Genomic DNA, 13,279 nt, shown 5'->3' with positions numbered 1-13,279 from the left:
GATGACGGTTCACGCAACGTGGCGGGCCCCGGACAAGGATGTGGACAAGAACCACGACCACCGGCTGCAGGCGAGCGAGCGCAACGACCTTCCCGATTCCGCCTTTGCCCTGCCGCACCAGCGCAAGCTGCCGGTGACGGACGGGGGACACGTTCGCGCGGCGCTGGCGCGCTTTGATCAGGTGGAGGACATCAGCGACGCGGACCGCGAGCTCGCCTTCGCCAACCTGCGCAAGGCGGCGCGGCACTTTGGCGTAGAGGTGGCGGAGGATGAGTGGCGCGACCTCGGCCGCCGTCCGCACACGCGCAACCCGGCCCACGATTGACGAGGCTCCGCGCGCAACTGCGGATGATCTTCGGCGCCGTGCTCCTGGCCGGGTGCGCGGGACGGGCTCCGGCCGCCGCGCCGTCGTCCGCGGTGGACCCGCGCGCCTGCGCCGTGCCGATGACGGAGCAAACGCCGGAAGCGCAGGCGGTGGCGTGCGCGGAGGAGTTCATCGCCCGCAACGGGTACACCGACGCGGAGCCGGACACGGCGCGACTCGCAACGGAGTCCATCGAATGGGGACCGGCGGAAGAGACGCTGAAGAGGCGGCGTGGGTCGCTGGAGAGCCCTGCCGCCGGTGTCTGCGCCGATTCCGCCGGGTACCCATACACGGTCGTCTTCCGCCACCGATCGAGCCAGACCAGCGCCCGCGCCGTGACCATGACCGTGCGCTTTGACGAGATGCGGGTGCAGCACCGCGAGTTCATCCTGGCCAACGTGGCCGAGCGCCGCTTCGGTTGCCGTCCGCTCGATTGATCCCTGCTGGATGATGACAACGGGGCCGCTCGGTGCGACGAGCGGCCCCGCAACGTTGGGGCGCATCAGGATCGGCCGACGCAGGGTGGATTGCGCGGCGGCCGCGGGGCGCTAGGTTGCGGCTGGCAGTCCGTTCATCCACGTCCCCCCGCAGAATGAATCCGCCTCACCTTCGCGCCGCCCAGGTTGCCGACGCCGCCGCCCTCGCCGAGTTCGGGGCCCGCACCTTCTCCGACACGTTCGCGGCAGACAACGATCCGCAGGACATGGCCGCGTACCTGGCCTCGGCGTACACGCCCGAGCGCCTGGCCGAGGAACTGTCCGATCCGTGGATCGTAACGCTGGTGGCGGAACACGAAGGGGCGCTGGTGGCATACGCGCAGGTGGGCCGCGGTCACGCACCCGAGTGCGTGACCGGGGACGAGCCGGTGGAACTGCGGCGCTTTTACGTGGAAAAGGAGTGGCACGGCAGCGGGCTGGCCGCCGGAATGCTGGGCGAGGCCATGCGCGCCGCGGCGTACCTGGGCGGGCGCACCTTCTGGCTGGGCGTGTGGGAGCACAATCCCCGTGCAATGAAGTTCTACACGAAGCACGGCTTCACCGACGTGGGAAGCCACGTGTTTCAGCTGGGCTCGGACGCGCAGACGGACCGCATCATGGCCCGCGCGCTCCCGCCGGAAGTCCTGCAGTAAGTCACACCCGCGCGTCCCGGACGTTGATCTCTCCGGGCGGCTGATTGCGGCGCGAAGATCGGCCGTGACCGATACGGGATGATCCGCGTCGATGAAAACCGCGGCCGGCAGGACACCGGAGTTCGCCTTTCCGGACGCCGGCCGCACGCTCCGTGTGGGCGATCAAGATCGTTTGAAGTCGTGCGCGGCCGGGAGCGTTTCCCGCGCCGTCATCCTGAACCCGAGGCCGCTGCCGGATGTCGAGCCGTGCCGTCGTGAGCGCCGGAATGCTACTCTACCGGCGCGTAGGGCACACGATCGAGGTGTTTCTCGCCCACCCCGGCGGTCCGTTCTGGCGGCACCGCGACGCGGGCGCGTGGACCATTCCCAAGGGCCTGGTGGATGAGGGTGAGCAGCCGCTGCAGGCCGCCATCCGCGAGTTTCGCGAGGAGACGGGGATTGAGCCGGAGCCACCGTTTCTGCCGCTGGGGTTCATCCGCCAGAAGTCGGGAAAGACGGTTCACGCGTGGGGATGGGAGGGCGACGCCGATCCCGCCGCGGTGTTCAGCAACGAGGCAAAGACGGAATGGCCCCGCGGGTCGGGACGCTGGCTCACCTTTCCCGAAGTGGACCGCTGCGGATGGTTTTCGCCGGACGTGGCGCGCCAAAAGCTGAACGAGGCGCAATCCGAACTGGTCGGGCGCCTGGAAGCCAGCCTGGGAACCGCGCGTAAGCAGGCCTGAAGCGCGGCTGGCGGGCTCCCCGGCGGCCACCACCCGGGTTCGCATCACCCACCCACCCTCCCCCAGAACAGATTGGGGGAGGGTTTTTGTCGTCGCCTGGTTCCGTTGTGGGCTCAATCAACGGACGTGAAACCTGGCTTGCACGGACATCTCAAATCCCGGCGTGAGTTCTCCCCTCTCCGTGCGGCTGTTTGCACGGGGAGGGGCCGGGGGAGGGGCCTCCCAGCCGGCTACGAGCGGTACCATGCCCAGGCTATCGTCGCTTTTCATCATGCGGTGAGAAACAGCTTGGGCTCGTGGTGGCAGTGGTAGCAGACGAGCGGGTGCGGCGCGGCGATGCGGGCACCGGGCTTCAGCTGGATCGGGTGGTGGCAGCGCGGGCATGCACCCTCGAACGACATGACCCGATAGCGTCCGCTCCAACTCTTTCCCGTCATCCACGCGCCGATCAGAAACGGCAGCGCGGTCATGAACGGGTCAAAGAGGGTGATGATGAACATGGTGATGGAGCCGCTGATCCACGCCGTCGCGAATATCGCCGTCCTGCGCACGCGCGACCATCCCGTGGCGCGCACGACGGACAGATGGGCCGGCGCATCCGCGTGGCCGGCGAGCACGATGAGGGCGTTGGCGTGTGCAGCAGGTCGGGCGTCCATTACGTCATCTCCGCGCATCGGGGTGGGCCTGCCCGCAGCCTGTCCGGTTCCTGTGGATGGATGATGCACGCGCGCTCCCCGCGGGGACATCGGCAAAGCGGCGACGTTCCGTAAGGCTCTTCCCCACGTCTCGCGCCAATCCTGTCCCGACCGGCGCCAAATGTCAGGACGGCAGGCACTTGCGCGTTAGTCAGCGGCACCGCCCGCGCGGGGCCGGAAGCTTGCGTCCCAGGGGAACGACGCGGCGTGTGGCTGGTATGCTCATTCGCCGTGGCGGAGGATGTCCGGAAGAACGGATGCGAGATGACGAAGCTGTACGCGCTGGACCTTGTGATCGTGCTGGCCGGGGTGATTTTTGCCGCGCTGGTGCTGGATGGAGCGCTGCACCTGTACCGCCGCGCGCGCCTGCGCCGCCGGGGAGGCGGAGCCGTGGGCGTGGTGATTGACCGCGACGCGCGGGTGCTGGGGCGCTACCTGGACCCGTTCGCGCATCCGTGGCGCGCGGCGCGTCTGCACGGGCCGGAGTCGCCGTGGAGCCCGGCCGCGCGCTGGGGCGAGAGCGCGCTCGCGTGGGAGGGGTTCGGTGAAACGGAAGAAGAGGCGTTCATGCACGCCAACCGTCTGCGGCGGCGGCACCTGCAGCTGTTCGGCCTTCTGCAGCCGGGCGAGGACGACGGCCTTGCCGATGACCGAATCCTGGAATCGCCGCCGTACCTCTGAACATAGGGTCTCACGCAGAGGAGCAGAGGCGCAGAGAAAGAAGGTAGAGGCCCGCGGGTATCCCTGAGCGGATGAATCCGCCGCTCAAACGTCGCAAAGCCCCGACTCGCGGCCGCTGTCGCGTCCACGATCGGGGCTTCGACCGCATCCGGATCGACGCCATCGTTCCGTTCGTTCCGCCCAAAGCGTCGTCCTGAGGAGGCGCCGACGGAACACTCTGCCGCGCCGGAACTTGGCGCCGACGAAGGATCTGTCATCCGCCGGTCCAACCGTCCCGTATCCACCGATATCGCCCCGCATTGCGGTGAAGCCCCGAACGGCGCGCGAATGGCGCCGTGTCGGGGCTTTGCGCATTTGGAGCGGCGGATTCATCCGCTCAGGGAGCCTCGCTTCTCCTACTCTCCCCCACGCTCTGCGGCTCTGCGGCTCTGCGGCTCTGCGGCTCTGCGGCTCTGCGGCTCTGCGGCTCTGCGGCTCTGCGTGAGGCCCTTCCCTCAGAACTGCTGCTCGAAGCTCACCCAGAACCGCTCGTACAGCCGCTGCAGAACCGGCCGGCGGCGCCATTCCTCCAGCCGGATCTCGCGCGAACGCTCCAGGTCGCGCTCGAACGTGTCTTCGATCTGCTCCGCGAACCCGCGGTCCAGAATGCCGATCACGCTCTCCTGGTTCAACTCCTTGGAGCGGTTGTCCATGTTGGCCGAGCCCACCACCGACCACACGCTGTCCACCACCAGCGTCTTGGAGTGCATCATGGTGGGCTGGTACTCGTAGATGCGCACGCCCGCCTCCAGCAGTTCGCGGTAGAACGCGTGGCTGGCGTACCGCACGAACGGCGCGTCCGTCAGCCTGCTGGGGAGCAGAAGACGAACGTCCACGCCGGCGCGGGCGCGCTCCACCAGCGTGCGGCGCATGTTCACTTCGGGCAGAAAGTACGAGTTGGTCAGCCAGATGCGGTCCCGGGCGCACGCCAGCGTGAGGATGAAAAAGACGCGCAGCGTGTGCGCCACGCTGGCCGGCGTGCTGGTGACGTGCACGTGGCGCGTGAGTTCCTCCGCGCCGGGCTCGTCGTGCTCGGACGGATAGAACGCCTCGCCCACCAGGATCTCTCCCGTACCGCCGGACCACAGCTGAACGAACGACGACTGAAGGTTGGTGGCCAGGCAGCCGCGCACCTCCACCATCGTATCCCGCCAGTGATCCTCGTCCTGCGCGTCGCCCAGCCACACGTCGCTCACCGCCGCCCCGCCGGTGAACGCGATCTTGCCGTCCACGATGATGGCGCGCCGGTGGTTGCGCTTGTAGAACGCCGTCAGCCGCCCCCAGCGCGCGGGGTTGAAGAAGCGCACGCATCCGCCCGCCTTCTCCAACTCGCGGATGCGCTCCGGCGGCGTGCCGTGCGCGCCGAATCCGTCCAGCATCATGCGAACCTGCACGCCGGCGCGCGCCCGCTCCGTCAGCGCGTCGAACATGCGGTCCGACGCCTTGCCCGGCTCCCAGATGTAGACCATGAAGTTGATGCTGTGCCGCGCGCCCCGGATGGCATCGAGCATGGCGGGAAAGATCTCCACGCCGTTGTTCAGCAGCCGCGCCGAACCGCCCGTCATGGCGGGCGCGTTGACGGCGGAGGTGATGGCCTGCATGAAGCCGTCACTGTCCACCGGCGCGCACTCGGTGACGGTGTAGCGCGCCGGGCGGTTGAGGGCAAAGAACAGGGTGATGAATGCGCTGATGATCGCCATGCCGCCCACCACGGCCAGCAGGGCGACCCACCACGGAATTCCCCACAGCATTCGGGATGATTATCGGATAAGGTGTGCACCGGGCCCGCAGGTACGTTGCGGATGTGCAAACGCCCGGCCGTCTGCACGGCCGGGCGTCGTTTTCCGGATCGGGATGGGGCCCGCGTCAGGGGCGCGGGGTGCGGCTCTCGTACGTGCGCCAGGACAGGGCGGACGCCTCCTGATGCGCGGGGGGCGCGGCGGGGGACGGGGCCGGAGCGTCTCCGGCGCGGCGGTCGCGCACCACCACGGTCTCGATGATCTTGTCGTGGATCATCATCCGGTTCTTGTCCCAGTACACCTGCGCAAAGCCCAGCAGCCCCGTTACCAGCCCGGCGGCGTACCCGCCGAACCGCTCGAACGAGGTCCAGAAGTTCATCGGCTGGCCGTTCAGGCGCAGCACGCGGATGCCCATCATCCGCTTGCCGGGCGTCTGGCCGTTCCACAGCGCCACGAACGCCGTGAAGTAGAGACCCGACCAGCCGAAGCCGATCCCCATCTCGTCCAGAAAGCCCGTGATGCGCGAGACGATGCCGCGGTTCTGCGCCTGCTCCAGCTCCTTGCGCGTTTCGCCCAGCTGCCGGTGCAGGCTGGACTGCTCCGCGCGGAGTTCGCGCAGGCTATCCGCGGCCAGGCGGGAACCGAGGGCCGGACCCAGCGCCTTGACCGCGGCGGTGTCGCCGGCCTGCACGGCGGCTGCATAGGCGGCGGCAAGCGAGTCTACCCGCAGCACCGCCTTTCTGGGTGCGGGCAGCAGCGAATCCACGAGCGCGGCCAGCCAGGGCTTGTCGCCATCCTCGTTGCCCTCCGCCACAATCCCGCGGATCTCCTCGTCCTTGACGCCCGACGCACGCAGGCCGCGGATCACCTCCGGGGCCAGCCGGCGCGCTTCGGCCTCGTCATCCTCCATCAGCAGCCGCGCGATGCCCATCGCCTGCCGGCCCTTGACCGGCACGCCGGACGGGCCCGCGCTGGCGCTGACCAGGGTGGCGTCGGCCGCGCCGTCCAGCATGCCCTTGGCGAAGTCGCGCCCGCGGTTCCACAGGTTGAGGGCGAGGAGAAAGAGAAAGAGCCCGCCCAGGGCGCGAAAGGTTAGGCCCATTCCCCGCCCCATCCACTCCCGCTTGCCGGCCAGGCGCCCTGCGAAGCGGAACGCGACGTACGCGGCGGCCAGCCCCAGCAGCACTCCGCCGCCCGCGTGCACCAGCAGCGACACGGCGGTGAGGTCGATGAGCATGGCCGTAAGGCGGCGCGCGGGGCGGGCCAGCGGCAGGCCCACCAGCGCGGGATTGACGGAAAACGCGTCCGGGTTGATGACGTACGAGGAGTTGCTGCGCATCGTGGGATCGCGAGTACCGGGGCCGAACGGACGAGCACGGCTGCCCCGTACGGAACGGGCGGGCCGCGGGATTCAGAAGGGGAACCCAAAGCTAATGCGGGATTGTACTTGCGTCCAGCGGGACGAGCGTCGTGGCAGAGGAGAGGTTCCGCGCGGCCGGTGTTGGGCGAGCATGAGGCGAGAGGCGGGTTCGGCGCGGCCGCCATCCAGGAGCGAATGAATTCGCCGCTGGAAAAGCACGAAGTCCGCCTGCGCGGACTGTGGCGGCTGCGTCTGGCGTGTCGTGGCGAAGACGGGTGCCGCGGCGGAGTCAGACGGCGGCGGCTTCGAGGGCGGCGAGGCGCCACACGGGGCCGGAGCCGCCGCGGGCCTCGCGCAGCACGCGGAAACCGGCGTTCAGGAGGATGGCGCGCATCTCCGCAGTTGAGTACATGCGGCGGTAGGGCTGGCGCGTCAGGCGCATTCCCGCGTTCAGAAAGCGCATGCGGAAGTGCGCGCGGTTCCAGTCCAGCAGCAGCAGGCGCCCGCCGGTGTGCAGCGCCCGGCGCAGTTCGCGGGCGCCCGCATCGGCGTCCGGCCAGTCGTGCAGGGTGCTGGCGCTCACGACGGTGTGGAACGCGCCCTCCGCCACGGGGAGCGCGGCGGCGCTTCCGGCCGCGAATCCGCCCGCGCCCGCCTTGTCCGCGGCGGCGCGAAGCATCTCGGGCGAAAGGTCTACGCCCACGTACGCATCCACCCGCGCGCCCCAGCCGTACAGCGCGCGCGCCAGGTTCCCCGTTCCGCACCCCACGTCCAGCACGCGGCCAAGCGCCTGCCCCGCCAGCCAGGGACGCAGCAGCGCAAGGCTGTCGTGGTTGTAGCGCGCCCAGCGGCGGTCGTAGCGCGCGGCTGCCGCGTCGTAGTCGCGGCGGACCGGAGATGAAGGAGGCTGCATTCCGCGATCAGAAAAGAATCAGGGTGGATGAAGACGCGGAAGGCTGCGCCGGCGGGAAGTACGGTCTGTCGATGAAGCGCGAGTATCAAATCAAGCCGTCACACCTTCAGTCCGGACACCGGGCCCTGGTCGATGACGCGCGACGGACGACGGCGCCACCATTCATCCAGTACGGTCCTCCGACTTTGCCCAATTGCACTCCGCCCCGCGGCCATGGACCGCGGGGCGGAGGCGGTGTCCGTCAGCGGGCAGTCAGGGCGCGGTGGGCGTGCCGGCCGGGCTGGGCGTGGCGCCCTCTTCCACGACCTGTCCGCCGGCCGTCGGCGGGTTGGTGCCGGTGCCGGCCGTGTCCACCGCGGTGCCCGCCGCGGGCGCCGTGGTTCCCGTCATGCCGCCGCTCATCCCCGCGCTGTCCATGGGCGGGGTGGTGGCGTCCATGCCGGTGGTGGTGCCGGCGGCCGCGCCCGTGGCGCTCATGGTGTCCGCCGCCGCGCCCGTCTCGTTCTCGCTCGCGTCACCGCCGCCGCAGGCCGCCATCAGCAGCGCGGCGAGGGGAAGAACGGTCATCATCCGCATGTTCATCGTACGTCCTCATCCAACGTGAAAGCGTCACCGGCCGCACGGATGGGCCCGTGCGCGTCCGCGCCGCGGGCTCACGCCGGAACCGTGCCGGGCCGCCGCACAGACTCCATCCGCGGCACCGCATCCACCGCGAATCCTGTGCATCCCATCAACAATCACTCACCGGATGTGCGGCGTGGGGCGTCTCGAACTTGAATGCGTTCCCGCGGGTCACGACGCTTCTGTCCTGAGCGCCCGAAAGTTCAAGTACGTCGTTGAGGGCAATTGATGCACTCACCCCACGGGGAATCAATCAACGACGGAGAATGCAGATGGAAGACGTACCTGGACTTCAATGGATCGTTTGGCTGCTTCAGGCCTTGAACGCGATTCACAGGATTGCGCAGCGACGGCGGCCCGCCGGAGCGAAGACCGCCTGACGAACGAAGAGGCCGGGCTCCCGGATCGGGGGCCCGGCCTCGTTCATCAAAGGCCCGCGCGCGGTCAGTTGGTGTTGCGCAGGCCCTCGAGGTTGCGGCGGATGAGCACCGCGGCCAGGTCTCGCGCCCGCGCCGGCGAGAACGCCGGGGAGAGCGGAGCCAGCAGCCGCAGCGGCTGGCGGACGCGCCCGTGCGCCGCGCGAGTCATCAGCACCGGCTCGGCCGGGTCGAGCGCGGCGACGGCCGCCTCGTCGTCGGCGCGCACCACGTTCAGATTTTCGCCGCCGGCCATGCACCGCAGCCGCTCGCCGTAGCGCGGGTCCAGCACCACCGCCGTCAGCGGGCCCTGGCGCAGGCGATCCTCGGCCGCGCGCACGGTGTCGGGGTTGGCCTGCAGCACCACGACGGGAACGCCAGCCGCCTTGGCCGGCGCGTCCAGCAGCGCCACGTGGAACGGCGTGGTCACCACCACGTCCGTTTCGCGCAGCGCGCGCACCAGCGTGTCGCGGCGAAGCGTTTCATCCGCCACCAGACGCTCGGTGCGGAAGCCCCACTGGCCCTGCAGTTCCGTGGTCAGCGCCACCAGATCGTCCTCGGTGCCGTCCACGCACAGGCAGCGCACCGTGGCGCTTCCCGTCCACCGCTTCACCAGGTCGGGAAGCTGCGGCGCCTTGACCTGCATGGCCGCCGCGTCGCCAATGACGCCGGCCAGCCACTCCGCCGTCTCGTTGCTCAGCGGCTCCGCGGCCGGCGCGCCCGCGCCCACCACCACGCCATGGCGGGTGCGGATGTCCACCACGCCCTCGCCGGCCAGCCGGCGGTAGGCGGCGGACACGTAGCGATGGTCCTGCGAAGTGTGGCGCGCGACTTCGCGGATGCTGGGAAGCCGGTCGCCCGGGCGCAGGCGGCCCAGGTACAGCCCGGACGCGATCCCCTGCCGGATGCCTTCCACGAGTTCGCCGCCGTGCGCGCCGCCCAGCAGCACGCGCCGGGCCTCGTCTTCCGTCCAGTCCGCGGCGCGGGTGGGCGCGGCGGGGCGCTCCTCCGCGGGCACGTCCGTGGCGGCAAACATCAGCAGCGTGCCGCGCGAAACGCCGTCGTCCCCGGCCAGCGCCACCACCGAGGCAGCCAGTTCCACCGTTTCGCCGGCGCGCGTCCGCAGTTCCAGGTCCACACCCGCAGGCGCGCCGTCCGTCTTGGCGGCGGCCGCTTCCGCGGCGGACTCGGCGGCGCCGTCCGGCCCCGGAAGGGCGCGGCCGACCACTTCGTCCTCCGCCCAGCCGGTCAGGCGCTCGGCGGCGGCGCTCCACAGCAGCACCGTGCCGTCCACGTCCAGCACCACCCAGGGCACCTGAATGGCCTGCGCCGCTATGCGCAGCGTGTCGGCCGCATCCACCCGCGCGCCCTCGGACGCGCGGCGGGCGGTGATGTCGCGGATGGTCCAGTGCAGCCCGGGGTGTGCGCCCTGCGGCGCAAAGCGGGTCACCCGCACCTCCACCCACAGCGGCTCGGCGCCGCGCGGGGCCAGGCGCATTTCCCACTGCTGGGGGATGGACGAGGTGGCCGTGGTGGACAGGCGGGCGCGGAACTCGGCGCGGCTGTCTTCGGGGACGAAGACGGCCACCGGCTTGCCGCGCAGCAGGTCCGGCCGCACGCCCATCATGGCGCCACCCGCCCGGTTCACGTCGCGGATGGTGCCGCGGATGTCGGTGGCGAGAAGTGCGTCGGCCGCGCCGTCAAACATCTCGCGGTACCACTCGCTGCTCTTTTCCGCCGCCTGCCAGGCGTCCGCCAGCTGGCTCTGGTGCTGCCGCAGGTCCTCTTCCGTCACCCGCAGCTCTTCGATGGCGCACTCGAGTTCCGCGAGTGAGGTCCGCAGCAGCGGCTCCGAAACGGCTCGGCCCGCCTGATCGCGGAGAGCGGCCAGCCGGGTCGACATGACTTCGGCCTGATGCGGATCGGGATGGGTCGACATGGGCTTTCTTGGTACGGGACGACGGTACAGGAGCGGCGAGAACCCCAGGCGCGCTCCCATCAAATGTTTACACGCAGACGCGGGGCCACGCTGTCGACAAATGCCTGACGCGTGCAAGTCGCTGCTACAGATCGGGATCACCCGTTGCGACTGTCTCCCGCAACGGCGGAGACGCATTCCGCGCGCCCTCGCCGGAATTGACAGCGGAGAGGACGAAAACGTTTGGCGCAACAGGAAGGGCGGATGCTGACGCTGATCGAGGGCGGGCGGGTGTACGATCCCGATCCGCGGGGAGTGCAGTCGGTGCTGCTGGCCGATGGGCACGTGAGCAAGGTGGGCGACGTGAACCGGTCCGCGCTGGAGCGGCTGGGGACCGAGTACCAGATCATCAACGCGCGCGGCTGCATCGTGGCGCCGGGGCTCATCGACCCGCACAACCACCTGCTGGGCGGGAGCGGCGAAACGGGGTTCAGCACGCAGACCCCGGAGTTCTTCATCAGCGAAATCGTGCGCTTCGGCATTACCACCGTGGTGGGAACGCTGGGGGTGGACACCACGATGAAGACCATGGCCGGGCTGCTGGCCAAGGTAAAGGCGCTGCGCGAGCAGAAGCTGAACGCGTACTGCTGGACGGGCGGCTACGACGTGCCGCCCAACTCCATTCTGGCCAGCGTGCGCGAAGACATCATGTTCATCGACGAGGTGATCGGCGCGGGCGAGGTGGCGATTTCCGACGAGCGGGCGCTGGCGCCGGACCCGCGCGAGCTGGCGCGCACGGTGACGCACGCGCACATCGGCGGGATGCTGGCGCGCAAGGCGGGGCTCATGCACGTGCACGTGGGCGACCGCGACCGGCGGCTGGCGCCCATCCGCGAGGTGCTGGAGAACTTTGACGTGGAGCCGGACTGGTTCTACCTGACGCACGTGGAGCGCACGGAAAAGCTCATCCGCGAAGCGGCCGCGCTGGCGCAGAAGGGGATGCCCTGCGACGTGGACGTGGTGGAGCGCGAGCTGTACCGGTACCTGCGCTGGTGGAAGTCGCACGGCGGGCCGCCGGAGCTGCTGACCTGCTCGTCGGACGCCAGCATGACCAGCCCGCGCAACGTGTGGGAGCAGATGCGCGACTGCGTGCGCGAGCACGGCCATCCGCTGGAGGAAATTCTGCCCCTGGCCACGCGTAACACGGCCAGAATCCTGAAGCTGAAGAAGAAGGGCGAACTGCGCCGCGGCTGCGTGGGCGACGTGCTGCTGATCGACGAAGCCACGCTGGACATCGTTCACGTGCTGAGCCGGGGGACGTGGATGGTGCGCGACGGCGAGGTGGTGGAGCAGGAAAACTGGCTCAGGGACAGCGACCGCGAGATCCGCCTGCACGGCACCAAGGACGAAGAGGACGAGAGCGAGCCGGGCGGATCGAGCGAAGAAGAAGCTTATCAGAACGAGGAATCGTGACGGGCGGGGGCCCGGCGCGGCAAACGGACGAGGAGAGCGAGATGGCTGACCAGACGGAGCGGGGCATCGAGGGCGAGCACGACACCGAGCGGGACCAGGTTCCGCCGCGGGTGGGGCGGCTGCTGGTGATTGGCGGCGCGGAGGATCCGGTGGAAGGCGAGTGGACGATTCTTCCGCACTTCGTGGAGATGTGCGGCGGCAGGGACGCGCGTATCGTGGTGTGCTCGTCCCCGTCGGGAAAGCCGGAAGAGGTGGCGGACACGTACGAGACGATCTTCAACAAGATCGGTGTGGCCGAGGTGTACGAGGCGCCCATCCGCGACCGGCACGAGGCCGAGGACGAGGCGCTAATCAAGGCGACGCAGCGGGCCACGGGAATCTTCTTTACCGGCGGCGACCAGCTTCGGCTGACGGCGCTCATTTCCGGGACGTCGTTCTGCGAAACGATCCGCGAGCGGCTGTTCGGCGACGGGCTGGTGGTGGGGGGAACGAGCGCCGGCGCGGCGGCCATGAGCGGCGTGATGATCATCGGGGGGCGGCAGGACGGCACGGTGCGGCGCGAGGACGTGAGCCTGGCGCCGGGGCTGGGCTACTGGCGCGACACGGTGGTGGACACGCACTTCAACCAGCGCGGCCGGGTGAGCCGGCTGATGGCGATCTTTGCGCACAACCCCAACGTGATCGGCATCGGCATCGACGAGAACACGGCGGTGGACCTGACGCCGGGCGACCGCTTCACGGTGATCGGCGCGGGCGCGGTGATGGTGTTCAACGGGCGGGTGAGCCACACCAGCGCCCCCGACGCCGCGGACGACGAGACGCTGGCCATCACCGACGCGGTGATCCACACCCTTCCCGCCGGCTACGGCTTCGACCTGCGCAGCAAGCGCCCGCTGCTCCCCGGTGGCGAGACGATTCCTCAGATAGAAAGTGCGTGAGTGCGGGGTGCGTTAGTGCGTGAGTGCGACAGAAGAAGAAAAAGAAGTGCTCAGTGCCCGGTGCCCAGTGCCCGTGGCGGACCTGGCCGGTCGAAGCGCCCGGGAACCCGCACTTGGCACTTCCTTGCTGTTCGCACTAACGCACTCACGCACCCCGCACTCACGCACTTCAGTTGAAACGCCCCCGGCGCGCCAAGCGCGCCGGGGGCGTTTCAACTGCGGCGACGGTCAACCGCCGCTCAGAATCAGGATGCCGGACACGATCTTCCGT

The 13,279-nt window shown here is 69.6% G+C and carries 13 protein-coding genes; 7 read left to right on the top strand and 6 right to left on the bottom strand.

Going from position 1 to position 13,279, the window contains the following annotated elements; genetic code table 11:
• Position 1 precedes the first annotated feature (1 nt).
• The 4 genes from HNQ61_RS25920 to HNQ61_RS25905 all read left to right on the top strand — a co-directional run bounded on the left by HNQ61_RS25920 (position 2) and on the right by HNQ61_RS25905 (position 2,215).
• Positions 2-325 carry a DUF6582 domain-containing protein gene (locus tag HNQ61_RS25920; protein WP_205761571.1) on the top strand — a complete coding sequence of 108 codons (324 nt, stop codon included), beginning with the start codon at positions 2-4 and terminating at the stop codon, positions 323-325.
• Positions 322-801: a hypothetical protein gene (locus HNQ61_RS25915; RefSeq protein WP_170035238.1), complete on the top strand. Its 480-nt coding sequence runs from the start codon at positions 322-324 to the stop codon at positions 799-801. The genes HNQ61_RS25920 and HNQ61_RS25915 overlap by 4 nt, the downstream gene beginning before the upstream one ends.
• A 155-nt stretch (positions 802-956) precedes the next feature.
• Entirely contained in the window at positions 957-1,493 is a 537-nt protein-coding gene (locus HNQ61_RS25910) for a GNAT family N-acetyltransferase (protein WP_170035237.1), read from the top strand.
• 266 nt (positions 1,494-1,759) lie between these two features.
• Positions 1,760-2,215: an NUDIX hydrolase gene (locus tag HNQ61_RS25905; protein WP_205761569.1), complete on the top strand. Its 456-nt coding sequence runs from the start codon at positions 1,760-1,762 to the stop codon at positions 2,213-2,215.
• A 269-nt stretch (positions 2,216-2,484) separates the two neighbouring features.
• Here the strand turns inward: HNQ61_RS25905 and HNQ61_RS25900 are convergent, their stop codons facing one another.
• Complete coding sequence (locus tag HNQ61_RS25900) at positions 2,485-2,871, bottom strand: hypothetical protein (protein ID WP_170035235.1); 387 nt, start codon at positions 2,869-2,871, stop codon at positions 2,485-2,487.
• Positions 2,872-3,174: 303 nt separating this feature from the next.
• Between HNQ61_RS25900 and HNQ61_RS25895 the strand changes: the two genes are divergently transcribed.
• Entirely contained in the window at positions 3,175-3,591 is a 417-nt protein-coding gene (locus HNQ61_RS25895; protein WP_170035234.1) for a hypothetical protein, read from the top strand.
• 494 nt (positions 3,592-4,085) lie between these two features.
• On the opposite strand, the gene HNQ61_RS25890 is transcribed toward HNQ61_RS25895, so the two are convergent.
• From HNQ61_RS25890 to HNQ61_RS25870, 5 genes are all read right to left on the bottom strand, one after another.
• Positions 4,086-5,381, bottom strand: a complete 1,296-nt coding sequence (locus tag HNQ61_RS25890) for a phospholipase D-like domain-containing protein (protein WP_170035233.1) — start codon at positions 5,379-5,381, stop codon at positions 4,086-4,088.
• Between the two features lie 115 nt (positions 5,382-5,496).
• Complete coding sequence (locus HNQ61_RS25885) at positions 5,497-6,708, bottom strand: RDD family protein (protein ID WP_170035232.1); 1,212 nt, start codon at positions 6,706-6,708, stop codon at positions 5,497-5,499.
• Between the two features lie 310 nt (positions 6,709-7,018).
• Positions 7,019-7,642: a class I SAM-dependent methyltransferase gene (locus HNQ61_RS25880; protein ID WP_170035231.1), complete on the bottom strand. Its 624-nt coding sequence runs from the start codon at positions 7,640-7,642 to the stop codon at positions 7,019-7,021.
• A gap of 252 nt (positions 7,643-7,894) precedes the next feature.
• The gene (locus HNQ61_RS25875) at positions 7,895-8,224 is read right to left on the bottom strand and encodes a hypothetical protein (RefSeq protein WP_170035230.1); all 330 of its coding nucleotides are present in this window, start codon (positions 8,222-8,224) and stop codon (positions 7,895-7,897) included.
• Positions 8,225-8,707: 483 nt separating this feature from the next.
• Positions 8,708-10,618, bottom strand: coding sequence for a PAS domain S-box protein (locus HNQ61_RS25870; RefSeq protein ID WP_170035229.1), 1,911 nt, complete (start codon positions 10,616-10,618; stop codon positions 8,708-8,710).
• 243 nt (positions 10,619-10,861) lie between these two features.
• Here HNQ61_RS25870 and HNQ61_RS25865 point away from each other — a divergent pair, with 243 nt between their 5' ends.
• On the top strand, positions 10,862-12,070 hold the full coding sequence (locus HNQ61_RS25865) for an amidohydrolase family protein (protein ID WP_170035228.1): 1,209 nt from the start codon (positions 10,862-10,864) through the stop codon (positions 12,068-12,070).
• Positions 12,071-12,111: 41 nt separating this feature from the next.
• Positions 12,112-13,008: a cyanophycinase gene (locus tag HNQ61_RS25860; protein WP_170035227.1), complete on the top strand. Its 897-nt coding sequence runs from the start codon at positions 12,112-12,114 to the stop codon at positions 13,006-13,008.
• Positions 13,009-13,279: the final 271 nt, after the last annotated feature.

The sequence above is a fragment of the Longimicrobium terrae genome, assembly GCF_014202995.1.
Classification (GTDB): Bacteria; Gemmatimonadota; Gemmatimonadetes; order Longimicrobiales; family Longimicrobiaceae; genus Longimicrobium; species Longimicrobium terrae.
Note: the sequence above shows the minus strand (reverse complement) of the source record. Positions and strands in the feature narration are given on the sequence as shown.

What these genes read in the sequence shown, in the direction of transcription:
- HNQ61_RS25920 (WP_205761571.1), top strand. Translation starts at nt 2, where the DNA reads ATGACGGTTCACGCAACGTGGCGGGCCCCGGACAAGGATGTGGACAAG.
- HNQ61_RS25910 (WP_170035237.1), top strand. Translation starts at nt 957, where the DNA reads ATGAATCCGCCTCACCTTCGCGCCGCCCAGGTTGCCGACGCCGCCGCC.
- HNQ61_RS25905 (WP_205761569.1), top strand. Translation starts at nt 1,760, where the DNA reads ATGCTACTCTACCGGCGCGTAGGGCACACGATCGAGGTGTTTCTCGCC.
- HNQ61_RS25900 (WP_170035235.1), bottom strand. Translation starts at nt 2,871, where the DNA reads ATGGACGCCCGACCTGCTGCACACGCCAACGCCCTCATCGTGCTCGCC.
- HNQ61_RS25895 (WP_170035234.1), top strand. Translation starts at nt 3,175, where the DNA reads ATGACGAAGCTGTACGCGCTGGACCTTGTGATCGTGCTGGCCGGGGTG.
- HNQ61_RS25890 (WP_170035233.1), bottom strand. Translation starts at nt 5,381, where the DNA reads ATGCTGTGGGGAATTCCGTGGTGGGTCGCCCTGCTGGCCGTGGTGGGC.
- HNQ61_RS25885 (WP_170035232.1), bottom strand. Translation starts at nt 6,708, where the DNA reads ATGCGCAGCAACTCCTCGTACGTCATCAACCCGGACGCGTTTTCCGTC.
- HNQ61_RS25880 (WP_170035231.1), bottom strand. Translation starts at nt 7,642, where the DNA reads ATGCAGCCTCCTTCATCTCCGGTCCGCCGCGACTACGACGCGGCAGCC.
- HNQ61_RS25875 (WP_170035230.1), bottom strand. Translation starts at nt 8,224, where the DNA reads ATGAACATGCGGATGATGACCGTTCTTCCCCTCGCCGCGCTGCTGATG.
- HNQ61_RS25870 (WP_170035229.1), bottom strand. Translation starts at nt 10,618, where the DNA reads ATGTCGACCCATCCCGATCCGCATCAGGCCGAAGTCATGTCGACCCGG.
- HNQ61_RS25865 (WP_170035228.1), top strand. Translation starts at nt 10,862, where the DNA reads ATGCTGACGCTGATCGAGGGCGGGCGGGTGTACGATCCCGATCCGCGG.
- HNQ61_RS25860 (WP_170035227.1), top strand. Translation starts at nt 12,112, where the DNA reads ATGGCTGACCAGACGGAGCGGGGCATCGAGGGCGAGCACGACACCGAG.